General features: G+C 38.3%; 13 protein-coding genes. 9 read left to right on the forward strand and 4 right to left on the reverse strand.

Annotation, left to right across the window (positions count from 1 at the left end; genetic code table 11):
- Positions 1-57: 57 nt before the first annotated feature.
- Complete coding sequence (locus MUW56_RS16650; RefSeq protein WP_292014238.1) at positions 58-1,002, forward strand: nitronate monooxygenase; 945 nt, start codon at positions 58-60, stop codon at positions 1,000-1,002.
- Between the two features lie 85 nt (positions 1,003-1,087).
- Here the strand turns inward: MUW56_RS16650 and MUW56_RS16655 are convergent, their stop codons facing one another.
- Positions 1,088-1,711: a hypothetical protein gene (locus MUW56_RS16655; RefSeq protein WP_292014239.1), complete on the reverse strand. Its 624-nt coding sequence runs from the start codon at positions 1,709-1,711 to the stop codon at positions 1,088-1,090.
- 377 nt (positions 1,712-2,088) lie between these two features.
- Between MUW56_RS16655 and MUW56_RS16660 the strand changes: the two genes are divergently transcribed.
- Positions 2,089-2,862, forward strand: coding sequence for an alpha/beta hydrolase (locus MUW56_RS16660; protein WP_292014240.1), 774 nt, complete (start codon positions 2,089-2,091; stop codon positions 2,860-2,862).
- A gap of 401 nt (positions 2,863-3,263) precedes the next feature.
- Here MUW56_RS16660 and MUW56_RS16665 read toward each other — a convergent pair whose 3' ends face one another.
- Together MUW56_RS16665 and MUW56_RS16670 are read right to left on the reverse strand one after the other, a co-directional pair.
- Complete coding sequence (locus MUW56_RS16665) at positions 3,264-3,881, reverse strand: hypothetical protein (protein ID WP_292014241.1); 618 nt, start codon at positions 3,879-3,881, stop codon at positions 3,264-3,266.
- A gap of 31 nt (positions 3,882-3,912) precedes the next feature.
- The gene (locus MUW56_RS16670) at positions 3,913-4,212 is read right to left on the reverse strand and encodes a rhodanese-like domain-containing protein (protein WP_292014242.1); all 300 of its coding nucleotides are present in this window, start codon (positions 4,210-4,212) and stop codon (positions 3,913-3,915) included.
- A 171-nt stretch (positions 4,213-4,383) separates the two neighbouring features.
- On the opposite strand from MUW56_RS16670, the gene queG reads away from it, so the two are divergent.
- The 7 genes from queG to MUW56_RS16705 all read left to right on the forward strand — a co-directional run bounded on the left by queG (position 4,384) and on the right by MUW56_RS16705 (position 13,850).
- Complete coding sequence (gene queG / locus MUW56_RS16675; protein WP_292015426.1) at positions 4,384-5,328, forward strand: tRNA epoxyqueuosine(34) reductase QueG; 945 nt, start codon at positions 4,384-4,386, stop codon at positions 5,326-5,328.
- A gap of 353 nt (positions 5,329-5,681) precedes the next feature.
- Positions 5,682-6,365 carry a TIGR02117 family protein gene (locus MUW56_RS16680; protein WP_292014243.1) on the forward strand — a complete coding sequence of 228 codons (684 nt, stop codon included), beginning with the start codon at positions 5,682-5,684 and terminating at the stop codon, positions 6,363-6,365.
- 159 nt (positions 6,366-6,524) lie between these two features.
- The gene (locus MUW56_RS16685; protein WP_292014244.1) at positions 6,525-6,977 is read left to right on the forward strand and encodes an SRPBCC family protein; all 453 of its coding nucleotides are present in this window, start codon (positions 6,525-6,527) and stop codon (positions 6,975-6,977) included.
- 809 nt (positions 6,978-7,786) lie between these two features.
- Positions 7,787-8,119 carry a hypothetical protein gene (locus tag MUW56_RS16690; protein WP_292014245.1) on the forward strand — a complete coding sequence of 111 codons (333 nt, stop codon included), beginning with the start codon at positions 7,787-7,789 and terminating at the stop codon, positions 8,117-8,119.
- Positions 8,120-8,178: 59 nt separating this feature from the next.
- Complete coding sequence (locus tag MUW56_RS16695; RefSeq protein ID WP_292014246.1) at positions 8,179-9,267, forward strand: efflux RND transporter periplasmic adaptor subunit; 1,089 nt, start codon at positions 8,179-8,181, stop codon at positions 9,265-9,267.
- A gap of 28 nt (positions 9,268-9,295) precedes the next feature.
- The gene (locus MUW56_RS16700; protein WP_292014247.1) at positions 9,296-12,418 is read left to right on the forward strand and encodes an efflux RND transporter permease subunit; all 3,123 of its coding nucleotides are present in this window, start codon (positions 9,296-9,298) and stop codon (positions 12,416-12,418) included.
- Positions 12,399-13,850 carry a TolC family protein gene (locus tag MUW56_RS16705; protein ID WP_292014248.1) on the forward strand — a complete coding sequence of 484 codons (1,452 nt, stop codon included), beginning with the start codon at positions 12,399-12,401 and terminating at the stop codon, positions 13,848-13,850. The genes MUW56_RS16700 and MUW56_RS16705 overlap by 20 nt, the downstream gene beginning before the upstream one ends.
- Positions 13,851-13,970: 120 nt before the next feature.
- Here the strand turns inward: MUW56_RS16705 and MUW56_RS16710 are convergent, their stop codons facing one another.
- Positions 13,971-14,399, reverse strand: coding sequence for a cold shock domain-containing protein (locus MUW56_RS16710; protein WP_292014249.1), 429 nt, complete (start codon positions 14,397-14,399; stop codon positions 13,971-13,973).
- Between the last annotated feature and the right edge of the window lie 80 nt (positions 14,400-14,479).

Below are 14,479 nucleotides of genomic sequence, written 5' to 3' on the forward strand. Positions count from 1 at the left end.
GTATTTTTACGCATGAGCAATTTTATAGATTTCAACGCGGCAAAAAAATTTCATACTATGCAGAACAGTCAGAATAGAATTACTGAGCTTTTTAATATAAAATATCCAATCATCCAGGCCGGTATGATCTGGCATTCCGGATGGAAATTAGCTTCTGCTGTTTCCAATTGCGGAGGACTGGGTCTAATAGGGGCAGGAAGCATGTATCCTGATATCCTGAGAGAAAATATTCAGAAATGTAAGCAGGCGACGGATAAACCTTTTGGGGTGAATGTTCCCATGCTGTATCCCAATATTGAAGAAATCATCCGGATTATCCTGGAAGAAGGCGTAAAAATCGTCTTTACATCAGCAGGAAATCCGAAAACATATACTGAAACACTCCAGAAAGAAGGAGTAAAGGTGGCTCACGTGGTTTCCTCTACCAAATTTGCAGTGAAATGTGAAGAGGCCGGAGTAGATGCCATTGTTGCAGAAGGTTTCGAAGCAGGTGGGCACAACGGAAGAGATGAAACAACAACCTTTTGTCTGATTCCTAATGTTAGGAAACATATTTCCAAACCATTAATTGCTGCCGGAGGAATTGCTTTGGGATCCCAAATGAAAGCCGCCATGATTTTAGGAGCAGACGGCGTGCAGATCGGGTCACGATTTGCAGCTACCAATGAAGCCAGTGCGCACGAAAACTGGAAAAAGAAAATTACCGAGCTGCAGGAAGGAGATACCCATCTCACATTAAAGGAACTGGCCCCTGTAAGGATGGTTAAGAATAAGTTCTTCGGAGAATTGGAAGATATTTATCAGACCGGACGAGATAAAGATGCTTTAATTGCTTCATTAGGAAGAGCCAGAGCAAAAAAAGGAATGTTTGAAGGAGATATGGAAGATGGAGAATTGGAAATAGGACAGGTTTCTGCATTAATAGATGATATACTACCGGTAGAAACTGTGTTTAATCATCTTTTGAACGAATTTGAAAAAGCAAAAATGCCTACTTTATAGAATAGATAACGGTATTAAATTTCAGTAGTTATTTTACATAATAAAAGAGATTGTCTTCATTGAAGGCAATCTCTTTTATGTATCATTAATTGTTAATTTCGTAAATATCTGTGATTTCTACCACTGCTATTTCATGTCTTTCAGAATTATTGCCTTCCAGAATAAAAGTAGCATAGTATCTTAAATTACCGGTTATTTGATTCTTCTTCTTGATAATCTGTATTTTAAATTGTGGATTAGACACATTTCCACCATCAGAATTGGTAGCCCATAAAGAATTTGAAGAAATATAAGGTGTATTTTTATATAAAACCAGATTGCCGTCTCCCTGAGCACTTAAGTAAGGATTATTGCTCCCTGATTGTACCGTATTGGAAGCCCATCTTGCAGGATTTGGGTGAGATCCTACCCAGTGAATCGGACTTGCATATAATACTAAGTTGCAGTCGTGTTGAAGATCAAGATGAAGGTTTACATTTCCGTAATTCAGAACCAAAGAAGCTCCTGCTCCCATAGCATTAAATCGGGTACTTTCGGCTAAAACTGTTGTTTGGGTAACTGACAATTTCTCTGTAGAATTAGCAATGCCAATAGAAGATTTTGCCTGCACTGTTTGTTGTACTTCTGTAGGTAAGTCATTTTCTGTAGAACAAGAAAATGTTACCAATGCTAATAGAGCTAAAGAAGAAATTTTTAATGCGTTTTTCATGTTTATTGTTGTTGATTTTTTACAGCGGCAAATATATAATAAGTATAATTATCCCGTTTTTGAGATATATTCATACTTTTCAATTTATTAATAGAGTTATTTCATCTTATTTTGATCATGATAAAATTTTTAGCACACTGAATAGTGTCTTATTATGTTTGTTATCATTTTCAGGTGGTATATTAATTTTTTGATAAATCGGTAAGTGTTTGAATAAAAGCGTGTTTGAAATTTGATATCAGGTGCGGAAATCATTTTATTTCAAATATCCCGGGCTTTTAAGTCATATTATCCTGTTATTTGATAATTTTGTAAGAAATAATAAAAGCTTTTTACAGATTAAAATTTGATGCTGTTGAAAGAATTGGTGAAAGAATATGATACAGAATACGGTAATAAATGTTGATGAAAAAAATCTTTATATAGAATACAATACCTCATTTGAAGACAGGCCTGCAATTGTTTTCCTTCACGATTCTCTGGGCTCGGTACAGCTTTGGAGAGACTTGCCGGGTAAATTAGCCGAAGCTACACAATCCAATGTTCTTGTTTATGACCGTTTGGGCTATGGAAAATCACATTCGATGCCCACCCATGAAAGAACAGTCAATTATATGGAACTCGAAGCCGATCTGCTCAATGACCTGCTGGCAGAACTTCATATTGATAAAGCTATTCTTTTTGGCCATAGTGACGGCGGAACAATCGCTTTGATTACCGCTGCAAAATATCCCGAAAGAGTAGAAGCTGTAATTTGTGAAGCAGGACATATCTTTGTTGAAGAAGTAACTTTAAAAGGAATCTATGATGCCTGGGAAGCTTATAAAACAACAAATCTGGCAGAACGTTTACAGAAATATCACGGAGATAAAGTAGAGATCCTTTTCAGAGCATGGACAGAAACCTGGACGCGTGATGATTACAGAAACTGGAATATCGAATATCTTTTAAAGGATATCGTATGTCCGCTATTATTCATTCAGGGAGAGGCAGATGAATACGGCTCTCTGGATCAGGTTGAAAAAACGGTTTCCCAGGTAAGCGGAAGTACTGAGAAATACATTATTCCCGGTATTGGGCACACGCCGCATAAGGAAGCTCCGGAACTCGTTGTAAAAAAATCTGCAGAGTTTATTAATAACTTATTTTAATATCTTTATAACCCAAGTCTCATAATTTGTACATTATGTATAAGGATTATATTGTCTGTTTGAAAGATACCTATTTTCTATAGACTGAGGTATTTTTTTAATAGTTTTAAAGTGAGAAATAAAAATTTCGGTTGATGTTTTTTTATGGAATATATTTCGTAGACTTCAAAAGGGTTTTAAAATTTTTCATATTTGTTTTAGACTTGAAAATTTGATTTTATGTGCAAAATGCATCCCTGAAAATACATAAAAAATACAATAAAAATACCTCTGTTTTACCATCATGATTTTTATTTTTGAGAAGAAAACAGAAATAATGATTTTTGATTGTACGATCAATGAATCTATGCTTTATATGAATGTAATGTGTGGGAGATGCAAATTTGCATCTCTTTTTTTGATTACAATAATTGAATTTCAGCTTTGATATTCTCCCTTGCCTGTATTTCGTACTGCTCTTTAAAATAATCTGTTTTAAAGATGCTTTTCAGCTTCAGGAAATGCTGAAGTACCTTTTTTCTGCCGGGTTGATAAAGAAAATCAGGATAAATAGCGTATTCCCTTCGGATCTTTTGGGTATAATCAATATAAGTTTCAAAATCTTTCCCTAAAATGGAAAGGTCTGCATCCAGCAGATAATTGGTATCGCTGTTTTCTGATTCCTGATGGGATTTTGTGGTCAGAATCTGAGCTGAAATCAACCTGATTTCAGCACTGCCTAAACCTATTTCCTTAAGTCTTTTTTCAGCAGTAACGGCACTGTTTTCCTCGTTGGACTTGGAAGTAGCATTATAGATGATATCATGATAAAATACAGAAAAAGAAACCGCTGTACAATCTGAAATGCTGTTTTCTGCCGGCTCAAGTTCCCGGAACATATGTTCGAGATGGGAAAGGTTGTGATAATACCTTCCTTTCTGAGAATATTTCGTTTCAATTTCTTTCCATAATGAGTGGACTAAAGTATGGTCTTCACTAAAAGGAAAGCAAAGCTCTTCAAACCGGTCTTTCAGATGCATGGCCAATAATCAGGTATAAAAAAAGGAACTTTTAAAAAGTTCCCTGATTTGATTCAAGAACAGCTTTCAGATCAGCCCAGCCGCCGCCGTTATAACCGTCCTTTAATCCTTGACTGTTAAGAAATTCCAATGCTTTTCCGCTTCTGTTTCCGCTTCTGCAGAATAGGATCACCGGCTTTTCGATAGATAAAATCTCATCCTGTCTATCTTCTACTTCACCTAGAGGAATATTCTTGGCACCATCGATATTTCCGTCCATCTCAAGCTCCATAGGCTCACGAACGTCGACCAATTCATAGTTTCCGGATTGTATTACTTCTATTAAAGACATAGTTGTTTGTTTTAAACATTAAATTATGAACGAAAGTACGTAATTTTTTTTTGAAAAAAATCTTAATTAAAACATAATTTTTTTGAAAAGTGATCCCATGAGACCTGTATATGAGATTTGTTGAAAATCGGAAGATTGATAAAATAATCTTAATTTTGCAACGTGAAAATTATGAATGCAGGTGCCGAAAAATATTCCCAACTGATAAAATCCAAGGCCAAAAGTTTTGGGTTTCAAAGCTGTGGCATTTCGAAAGCTGATTTTTTGGAGGAAGATGCAGGACGCCTTGAGGAATGGCTGAAGAATAATTTCAATGGCGAAATGAAATATATGGAAAATCATTTTGACAAAAGACTTGATCCAAGACTGCTGGTAGAAGGCTCTAAATCTGTGATTTCACTTTCATACAATTATTTCCCCGAGGAGAAAATTTCAATCCTGGAAAACTACAAGATCTCAAAATATGCCTATGCAGAGGATTATCATGAAGTTATTAAAGAGATCCTTCGTGAAATGGTAGCCGAACTGCAGGAAGAAATAGGAGAATTCGGGTTCCGGGTTTTTGTAGACTCTGCACCGGTTTTAGAAAGAAGCTGGGCCAGAAAATCCGGAATTGGATGGGTAGGGAAAAATGCCAACCTGATCACCAAACAAAACGGCTCCTTTTATTTCCTGGCAGAAATTATCTGCGACCTGGAATTGATTCCTGATCATGAAACCACAGATCATTGCGGAACCTGCCGGAAATGTATTGATGCATGCCCTACAGATGCTATAGTTTCTGAAAAGATCATTGACGGAAGCCGTTGTATTTCTTATGCTACAATAGAGCTGAAAAATGAAATTCCCGATCATTTTAAAGGTAAGATGGAAGACTGGATGTTTGGGTGTGATATCTGCCAGGATGTATGCCCCTGGAACAGATTTTCCGCTCCGAACAAGCAAAGCCGGTTTAAACCCAATGAAGCCCTGAAAAATTTTAAAAAAGGAGAATGGAAAGAGCTGACTCAGGAAATTTTCTCTGAAATTTTCAGAAAATCACCAGTGAAAAGAACAAAATTTGCCGGCCTGAAAAGAAATATTGAATTTTTGAAGAAGTCTTCAGACCCATTTTAACCTAAACTTTTGGTGACAGTCCCTTCTTTGGAATTTTTTAAAGTTCCAAACTGAAGCTGATAATCGACCATTCCTTAAAAATTCTACTTTAAGGAGGTTAAGATTGAGTTAAATAATTTTCTTAAAAAGCCTTTCCTAAAAAGAAAAATTGACTTTCAGGAGATTAAATCTCACCGAAAATCAACGTTTTTTTTGTACTCTTTTTGGAGCAGTTTTTACTCTTATTTTAAATCTTTTCTGGGATTTAGTATTTTTACGCATATTTATGAATATTTCGTAACTAAATATAGCCATTTTTTCGATTAAAACAAATACTTTTACGAAAAATTGTAGATTAAATTTTATTAAAAAACATGACTGTGAAAATTGTATTATGGTATATCTTAAAGGGGCTGGGAATTATTTTAGGAATCGTGATCCTCTATGTGATTCTGGGTCTGCTGATCCCCTATATTCCTGTTTCAGCAAATAATGACGGACAGAAGAAGGAAATCCCTATTTATATTTACACCAATGGAGTACATACCGATATTGTAATGCCTGTAAAGAATGACCTGCAGGACTGGAGTCTTAAAATTCCTTTTGCCAATACAAAATCTAAGAGAACGGATTATAACTATATAGGAATAGGATGGGGAGATAAAGGGTTTTATCTGGATACCCCTACCTGGGCTGACCTGAAGTTCTCAACCGCCGTAAAAGCGGCATTCTGGCTGAGTGATTCAGCGATGCACTGTACTTATTATACCTCCATGCAAGAAGGCGATGACTGTAAAATGATGATGATCAGCAGAAGCCAGTATGAGAGCCTGGTAGCATTTGTGGAAAATAAATTTGACCGGGATCAGAATGGAAACTTTATATTGATTCCTACCAATGCCGTTTACGGAGATCATGACGCCTTTTATGATGCCAAAGGAACCTATAGTTTTCTTTACACCTGTAATACATGGGCCAATAATGCATTGAAAGCTGCCGGGCAGAAAGCTGCTCTTTGGACGCCTTCCGATTTTGGAATTTTTCAACATTATAAATAGGAATCAGAATCATCTGCCTCTTTTTTGTCGCGTATGTATTTTTTACCGGTAAAGAAAAAACAGTGAGCGGTCTTAGGGCAGGCGATAAGAAAAGTTGATCCTCTGCTTCAGAGCGCAAAAAACAGGTTCTGATGTAGATTTATAATTAAAAAAAGTAAGATGAAACATACGCTTTTCCGCGAACAGCAGTTGAAATGTGATATAGAAACTGCCTGGAAATTTTTTTCTTCGGCCAATAATCTTTCCGAAATTACTCCCAACGATATGGGATTCATTGTTCTGACAGAAATGGAAGATGATGAGATCTATGAAGGAATGCTTATTGATTATTATGTTTCGCCTTTATTGGGAATTAAAATGAAATGGCAGACGGAAATCACGCACGTGGATTTTCAAAAAAGCTTCATCGATTTTCAGAAAAAAGGACCTTATAGAGTATGGAATCACCACCATGAATTTATCCCTAATGAAGAGGGCGTTTTAATGAGGGATACCATAGATTATGAACTTCCTATGGGATTCCTGGGAGAAATAGCGCACCGTCTTTTTGTCAGAAAGAAACTGGAATATATTTTCGATTACCGTTTCCGGGTATTGCGTAAGTTGTTTTAATAGCAAATTTTTTTAGCTTGCTTTTACGCTTGCAGATTGAACACACTGAGCAGGATTTTAATTCTTATTACAAGTAAACATCTTCGATTTTTAAAACTTATGTGCTCTTCTTCTGCACACACTCTGGAACTTAAAATAACTAAAGTGTTCAAAAAACTTATGTGACTTTTGTGACTTATGGTCTCCCACGGATCGCACAGATTACACAGATCCACTTTTAAGTAATAAAAATCTTTGATTTTAAAAACTTATGTGCTCTTCTTCTGCACACACGCTGGAACTTAAAATGCTAAAGTGTTCAAAAAACTTTTGTGACTTTTGTGGTTTATGGTCTCCCGCGGATCGCACAGATTACACAGATCCGGATCCAATTTTAAGATAGTTACAGCTTCATTCTGTTTGTAATAAAAATCTTCGATTTTAAAAACTTATGTGCTCTTCTTCTGCGCAAACGCTGTAACTTAAAATGCTAAAGTGTTCAAAAAACTTTTGTGACTTTTGTGGTTTATAGTCTCCCGCGGATCGCACAGATTACACAGATCCGGTACAATTTTAAGATAGTTACAGCTTCATTCTGTTCGTAATAAAATCTTTGATTTTAAAAGCTTATGTGCTCTTCTTCTGCGCAAATGCTGGAACTTAAAATAACTAAAGTGTTCAAAAAACTTATGTGACTGTGCGGTTGAAAAATACCGGTTATTTATCATTGTTTAAGTTTTTTTAACATTTTAAGGACGGGAACTCCGTCTAAAATTCTTATTTTTGCACCACTATCGTTTTTACTAAAAAACAAAGTTGTTCTAGTTGACATGGCAGGTCTGAAGTCATTTATCATTTTTTATATTATATTGGTTTTTTCCCTTTTCAATTCGAACTGGGCGGAAAAATCGCTTCGTAATATTCCCCATGTACCCCATGTAAACAACATCCATCTACTCGATGTCTACGAAGAGGCAGATATGAACACGCATGCATTGCCTGCAGCCTCAAAAATTGTAAAACATTCTGTCCGTAAAGATGATCATGCAATAAGTGATTTTTCAGCGGTCTTAAAAGTCAGTCCGAAAATTACACTTCCGGATATTGCCGTTTCTATGATCTGCGGCGTGAAATCCTTTCTCCATCTCCTCCAGCTGTATTAGTTTAAGTTATTGAATTTCAATTTATTTTAACGAAAATTTTATAACTTAAACATTTAATAATGTATTCTAAAAACGTAATAATTTGCATTCTTGCAATATTATTCGCTGTGTCATGCAGTAAAGACAAGAAAAAAGACAATCAGAAAGAAAAAGAAGTTCCCATACTGGAAATCAAAGAAAAAGATACATTGGTCAGCAATCAGTTTGTTACGGATATCCAGGCTAAGAAAAATGTAGAACTGCGTTCCAGGATTGGTGGGATTATACAGCATATCTATGTGAACGAAGGACAATTTGTACATCAGGGACAAGCTTTGTTTAAAATCAATGATGCCGAATTACAGATGGAACTTTTAAAGGCCAATGCTGCGCTGAAACAGACCGAAGCTGATGTCCGTATTGCAGAAGTGGAATTGAAGCAGATCCAGAGCCTTCACGATAAAAAATTCGTAGCCAGCAACGAGCTGGAGATGGTAAAGGCTAAACTTTCTTCTGCCAAAGCAAGGCATGCCTTTGCCGATGCAGAAAAGAAAGCGGTATTGCAAAAGATAAGCTTTACCAGGATTACCGCACCTTTTGACGGGGTGATTGATGTGATTCCTCATAAAGACGGAAGTTTAGTGGAAAATGGGACCCTATTGACCACATTATCTCAGCTTAGCGAGGTATATGCCTATTTTTCAATTCCGGAAAACCTGTATTTCGAACTCTTGGCCAATGATAAGATCGGAAGCCATCAGAAAATCGAACTGATGCTGCCTAATGGAGTAAACTATCAGTTTAACGGAGCTTTGAAAACCGCTGAAGGGGAAATCGACAGAACTACAGGTTCTATCCGGTATAAAGTACTGTTCCCGAATCCGGATCATCTCATCAAGCACGGTACCTCAGGAAAACTGATTATTTCCGAGCACCAGGCTAATGCGATTCTTATTCCGCAAAAATCAACCTTCTCTATTCAGGATAAGACCTATGTTTTTGTTGTGGATAAGCAGAATAAAGTAAAAATGACCAATATTAAGATCGGGGCTACCCTAAGAGATTCCTATCTGATAGAAAGCGGTCTTAAAAAAGGAGATTTGATTATTTATGAAGGGACTCAGTCTTTAAAAGACGGTGATGTTATTAAAATCAAAAAGAGGTATTAACCTTTCATAATCTTAAAATCAATTGAGAATGGTAGAAATGTTTATAAGACGAAAGGTGCTTTCGTTGGTTATCTCTATATTATTTGTGCTCCTGGGAATCATGGCATTACTGAAAATGCCGATCACACAATTCCCTGATATTGTACCGCCGTCCGTTACCGTAACAGCAAAATACACCGGAGCAAATGCGGAAGTATCAGCCAATGCAGTAGCGCTTCCTCTGGAACGGGCCATCAATGGAGTTCCAGGAATGACATATATGTCAACAGTTACCTCGAACGATGGGCTTACCCTGATCCAGGTTTTCTTTGAAGTAGGGACAGATCCCGATGTAGCGGCTGTAAACGTTCAGAACAGGGTGACAACCATTCTTGATGAGCTTCCTGAAGAAGTGATCAGGGCCGGTGTAACCACTGAAAAAGAGGTGAACAGTATGCTGATGTACCTTAACATTACGAGTACAGATCCAAGCCAGGATGAACAGTTCATTTACAACTTTACAGATATTAATGTTCTCCAGGAACTGAAACGTATTGACGGAGTAGGACGTGCTGAGATTATGGGGCAGAAAGAATACTCGATGCGGGTATGGCTGGATCCCCAGAAAATGGCAGCGTACAATATTTCAGCAGATGAAGTGATCAGCTCATTGCAGAAGCAGAATATTTCGGCAGCTCCTGGAAAAGTGGGGGAAACCTCCGGGAAAACGTCTAGCCAGCTTCAGTATGTAATCAAATACAAAGGAAAATTTTTTGAACCTAAGCAGTATGAAGAAGTTCCCATCCGGTCTGACGTAGACGGAACGATTTTAAAGCTTAAAGATATTGCCAAAGTAGAATTCGGGGCCATGAATTACGGAATGGTTTCCAAAACAGACGGAAGACCTTCTGCTTCTATTATGATGAAACAGCGTCCCGGTTCCAATGCTTCTGAAGTGATCGAAAGTGTAAAAACAAAAATGGAAGAACTCAAAGTTTCCTCTTTCCCTCCGGGAATGGAATATAATATGGCTTATGATGTTTCCAGGTTCCTGGATGCTTCCATCAGTGCCGTATTGACGACACTTATTGAAGCCTTTATTTTAGTTGGAATCGTAGTATTTATTTTCCTTCAGGACTGGCGTTCCACATTAATTCCGGTGCTGGCTGTTCCGGTAGCGCTTGTAGGAACCTTTGCTTTCATGAATATGCTGGATTTTTCTGTCAACCTGCTGACTCTATTTGCTTTGGTTCTGGCGATCGGAATTGTGGTGGATAATGCAATTGTCGTCGTGGAAGCGGTTCACGTTAAAATGGAGGAAGGAATGAATGCGATGGATGCCACCATCAGTGCTACAAAAGAAATTGCAGGAGCGGTAGTGGCAATTACCATCGTGATGTCTGCTGTGTTTATTCCTGTAGCGTTTCTGGATGGTCCGGTAGGAGTGTTTTACCGCCAGTTTTCATTAACGCTGGCCATCAGTATTGTTATTTCAGGGGTCAATGCACTGACTCTTACCCCGGCGCTTTGTGCTATTATTTTAAAACCTCATGATCATAACAGGAAGAAAACGATCGTTGACCGGTTTTTCCAGAGTTTTAATACAGGTTTTGACCGGATGACCAATACTTATGTAGGAATTTTATCAAAATTTGCCACAAGAACTACCGTTACTTTTGGTCTGCTATTTTTATTCATAGCACTCACTTTTGTGACCGGTAAGTTTCTTCCCACAGGCTTTATCCCTATGGAAGACCAGGGAATGGTGTACGTAAGTGTTACCACTCCGCAGGGGGCAACCGTAGAAAGAACAGAAAAAGTACTGGATGAGGTGACGGTGATCGCCAAAAAGATAGAAGGAGTGGAAAACGTAACGACACTTGCCGGATACAGTATTGTAACAGAAATAGCGGGTTCGTCTTACGGAATGGCAATGATCAACCTTAAAGACTGGAAAGAAAGAAGTATTTCAGTGAACGATCTGATCGCAGAGCTTTCTGAAAAAACAAAGGGTATTGCAGATGCCCAGATTGAAATTTTTGCACCGCCTACGGTTCCTGGATTCGGAAATACCAGTGGCTTTGAATTGCGTTTGTTAGACAGGACCGGAGGTACGATTGAGAATACAGATAAAATCACCAAAGATTTTGTCAAAAAACTCAATGAAACTCCTGAGCTGCAGAACAGTTTTACCAGTTTTGATGCTACCTTTCCGCAATACATGATCAATGTGGATTATGATATGGCGGCGAAGAAAGGAGTTTCCGTAGACAATGCAATGTCAACTTTGCAGACCATGCTGGGTTCTTATTATGCAACAAATTTCATCCGTTTCAGCCAGATGTATAAAGTAATGGTTCAGGCAAGCCCGGAACACAGAGATACTCCGGAGAGTATTCTGAATTTATACTTGAAGAATGACAAAGGTGAAATGGTGCCCTTTTCAACATTTATCACGATTGAAAAAGTATATGGTCCTGAGGTCCTGACAAGGTATAATATGTATATGTCTGCCATGATCAACGGAGAGCCGGCAGATGGCTATAGCTCGGGAGATGCCATTGCAGCAGTAGAAAGAGTAGCCAAGGAGACCCTTCCGCGGGGATTTGATATTGAATGGTCAGGGATGACCAGGGAGGAAATTCTGTCAGGAAACCAAACCGTTTACATTTTCCTGATCTGTCTGTTGTTCGTATACCTTTTGCTGGCAGCACAATATGAAAGTTTCCTTCTTCCGCTTCCGGTACTATTAAGCCTGCCGACAGGAATTTTCGGGTCTTATATTGCCCTGGTCATGGCTGGTCTGGATAATAATATTTATGCACAGGTAGCGCTGGTCATGCTGATCGGGCTTTTGGCTAAAAATGCAATTCTGATTGTAGAATTTGCCGTTGCCAGAAACAAACAGGGCTTTGATATTATTCCTGCGGCAATCGAAGGGGCAAGGCAGCGTCTGCGGCCGATCCTGATGACTTCCTTTGCGTTTGTGGCCGGGCTGATTCCATTGTGTATTGCCTCCGGAGCAGGAGCCATAGGAAACCGCTCTATCGGTACCGCTGCAGCGGGAGGAATGTTGATCGGAACTATTTTCGGGCTGGTGGTCATTCCCGGGCTGTATATATTCTTTGCAAAACTTGAAAATAAGAAGAAAGATGAAAAGATTAAATCATAGAAATATATTGTACGGGATTACTGCGCTAAGCTTAGTTTCATGTGCTGCTCCAAAAGTGGCAGAATTGAAAAAAGCCCAGACGTTGCCTGATGAAGTCCTGAAAACTGAAAAGAAAACAAATGCAGATGAATTCCAGCAGGTCAATCTGAGAGCTTACTTTACAGATCCGGATCTCCAGGAGCTTTTTAATAAGGTGATACAGGCCAATCCGGATTTCCAGATTGCCCAGCAAAGAGTAGAAATTGCCAACAGTTTTTTACAGCGTTCAAAAATGGATCTTTTGCCATCTCTTGATATTGGAGTTGAAGCTTCCGGAAACCGCTATGGAAAATATACCATGGAGGGTGTTGGAAATTATGATACCAATCTTTCCCCTAATATTACCGAAGAGCAGAAAATTAACCGGAATTTTACTCCGAACTACTGGTTGGGAGGGAGAAGCAGCTGGGAAATTGACGCCTGGGGAAAGCTTAAAAACAAAAAAATTGCTGCCCAAAAGAAATACCTGGCATCCACAGAAGGTCTCCGTCTTTTACAGGTAGAGCTTTTCACGGATATAGCCAATCTGTATTATCAGCTGGTGGCCCTGGATAACCGCCTGGCTATTTATCAGAAGAATTATAAGCTTCAGCAAAGGGCTTTTGAAATTGTTTTGGCACAACGTGAAGTTGGTAAAGCTACAGAGCTTGCTGTACAGCAGTTTAAAGCCCAGAACAACAACTGGCTTGCAGAGATAGAACATATCAGGGTGGAGATTGTCACCGTTGAACAGGCCATTACTACCCTGACAGGAAGTTATGGAGGAAGTGTAAAGCGGGGGAAAACTCTGATGCCTACCAATATGGAAATTTTGAATAAAACCATTAATGTAGAAGGAGTCATTCATTCCAGACCGGATGTTGCTGCCAATTATTATGTATTGGAAGCTTCTCAGGCTGATGCTAAAGCGGCGAGAGCTGCTTTTTATCCTAAAATCGATCTCGGAGCAGGCTTTGGTCTGAACTCCTTTTCCGTAGAGACTTTGTTCAAACCCAGTTCATTAGCCGGACAGCTGTTAGGAGGATTGATGGTTCCTGTTTTTAATAAGGGACAGTTAAAATATGAATTTAAAGTGGCGAGCAAGGAGCAGGAAATTGCTTTTCTAAACTACCAGAAGAGTATTACCACTGCCTTTAATGAGCTTCAATCCATTTTAAAGCAGACCAAGATCTATGAACGGGTTTTAAAGTTGAAATCGGAAGAAGTGGCTTTTCTTGACCGTGGGGTAGAGGTTTCTAATGATCTTTATCTTACAGGTTATGCCAATTATTTTGAATTAATCAATTCCCAGAAAAGCAAATTGACTGCTGAACTTGATCTTTTACAGTTTCAGCATCAGAACACCAGAAATAACGTCCTGCTGTTTAAAGCACTGGGAGGAAAACTGGAGTAATGGTGAGGAGATAAAACAAGAACAATTTACCAGTTGCTGAAACTGGCCCATTTTATTTTTTACGATGTATAAAGAAAGCCACCCGGAAAGGTGGCTTTTATTTTGATAAGAATCTTTGAATTATTTGATGATCTGGATATTAACCGCAGAAAAACCTTTGGGAGACTTTTCTTTTTCGAAAGATACTTTGTTTCCTTTTTTTACAAGTTCCGTACAGTTGTTGTTGTGGAAGAAAATATTTTCTTTGCTATTATCTTCAGTAATGAAACCGTATCCTTTTTCACTGTGGAAAGTAATGATTCCTGTTTTTCTGATGTCTTCTTCAATAATAGGAGCAGCTCCTAGCTGAATTTCATCAAGGTTTACTTCCTGTCTTTGCTCAGGAGGGGTAGATGTTAATCTTCCGAATTCATCCACATACATGAATACATCCTCCATGTCCTTCCCTTTGTTGTTGTTCGTTTTACGTTCTTCGCGTCTCAACGCTTTTTCTTTTTGCTTTTGAATTTTTTTCTTGAAATTTTCCTTTTTAGAAAAAGAATCTGCCATAAATTATTTTTAGTATTTAGTTGCTATATTGTGTATTGGTCAGTCTGTTCAGCTTTATATCTGATAAAGCCTACCTATGC

The organism is Chryseobacterium sp. (assembly GCF_022869225.1).
Taxonomy (GTDB): domain Bacteria; phylum Bacteroidota; class Bacteroidia; order Flavobacteriales; family Weeksellaceae; genus Chryseobacterium.

Bases quoted from the DNA above. Each gene is read 5' to 3' on its own strand.
- MUW56_RS16650 (WP_292014238.1), top strand. From the start codon at position 58: ATGCAGAACAGTCAGAATAGAATTACTGAGCTTTTTAATATAAAATAT.
- MUW56_RS16655 (WP_292014239.1), bottom strand. From the start codon at position 1,711: ATGAAAAACGCATTAAAAATTTCTTCTTTAGCTCTATTAGCATTGGTA.
- MUW56_RS16660 (WP_292014240.1), top strand. From the start codon at position 2,089: ATGATACAGAATACGGTAATAAATGTTGATGAAAAAAATCTTTATATA.
- MUW56_RS16665 (WP_292014241.1), bottom strand. From the start codon at position 3,881: ATGCATCTGAAAGACCGGTTTGAAGAGCTTTGCTTTCCTTTTAGTGAA.
- MUW56_RS16670 (WP_292014242.1), bottom strand. From the start codon at position 4,212: ATGTCTTTAATAGAAGTAATACAATCCGGAAACTATGAATTGGTCGAC.
- queG (WP_292015426.1), top strand. From the start codon at position 4,384: ATGAATGCAGGTGCCGAAAAATATTCCCAACTGATAAAATCCAAGGCC.
- MUW56_RS16680 (WP_292014243.1), top strand. From the start codon at position 5,682: ATGACTGTGAAAATTGTATTATGGTATATCTTAAAGGGGCTGGGAATT.
- MUW56_RS16685 (WP_292014244.1), top strand. From the start codon at position 6,525: ATGAAACATACGCTTTTCCGCGAACAGCAGTTGAAATGTGATATAGAA.
- MUW56_RS16690 (WP_292014245.1), top strand. From the start codon at position 7,787: ATGGCAGGTCTGAAGTCATTTATCATTTTTTATATTATATTGGTTTTT.
- MUW56_RS16695 (WP_292014246.1), top strand. From the start codon at position 8,179: ATGTATTCTAAAAACGTAATAATTTGCATTCTTGCAATATTATTCGCT.
- MUW56_RS16700 (WP_292014247.1), top strand. From the start codon at position 9,296: ATGGTAGAAATGTTTATAAGACGAAAGGTGCTTTCGTTGGTTATCTCT.
- MUW56_RS16705 (WP_292014248.1), top strand. From the start codon at position 12,399: ATGAAAAGATTAAATCATAGAAATATATTGTACGGGATTACTGCGCTA.
- MUW56_RS16710 (WP_292014249.1), bottom strand. From the start codon at position 14,399: ATGGCAGATTCTTTTTCTAAAAAGGAAAATTTCAAGAAAAAAATTCAA.